Source organism: Stenotrophomonas sp. YIM B06876 (assembly GCF_030711595.1).
Classification (GTDB): domain Bacteria; phylum Pseudomonadota; class Gammaproteobacteria; order Xanthomonadales; family Xanthomonadaceae; genus Stenotrophomonas.
The window spans coordinates 1-543 of record NZ_JAUJUJ010000525.1 but is presented as its reverse complement, the minus strand read 5'-3'; the positions used below and the strand labels follow the sequence as shown (position 1 = coordinate 543).

The following is a 543-nucleotide window of genomic DNA, read 5'->3' as shown; positions in this document are numbered from 1 at the left end:
AGCGCCGGGACGACATCAAGCCGGGCAAGACGGGCCAGTGGGGCATAGGCACGCGCTTTCGCGTGACCGACGAGACCGAGGCCGGCCTGTACTACCTGAACTACAACGACCGCACGCCGCTGCCCATCATCCAGCCCGCGCCTCCGACCTTCCGCGTGGGCACCTACCAGGTGCGCTACTTCGACGACGTGAAGCTGCTGGGCGCCACCGCCAGCACCAGCTTCGGCAAGACCTCGGCCTACACCGAGGTGACGTACCGCAAGGGCGTGCCGATCCTGGTCGGCCCCTTCAGCACGCCCNACGACCGCACGCCGCTGCCCATCATCCAGCCCGCGCCTCCGACCTTCCGCGTGGGCACCTACCAGGTGCGCTACTTCGACGACGTGAAGCTGCTGGGCGCCACCGCCAGCACCAGCTTCGGCAAGACCTCGGCCTACACCGAGGTGACGTACCGCAAGGGCGTGCCGATCCTGGTCGGCCCCTTCAGCACGCCCGAGCGCGCCAACGCCACGCAGATCAACGTCGGCTCGTTCACCAACCTGG

At 68.5% G+C, this 543-nt stretch carries 1 protein-coding gene; it reads left to right on the top strand.

What is annotated here, in order from left to right; genetic code table 11:
- Positions 1 to 543, top strand: a 543-nt coding sequence (locus tag QZH66_RS18295; RefSeq protein ID WP_305807215.1) for a DUF1302 family protein, incomplete at both ends; no start/stop codon positions are given.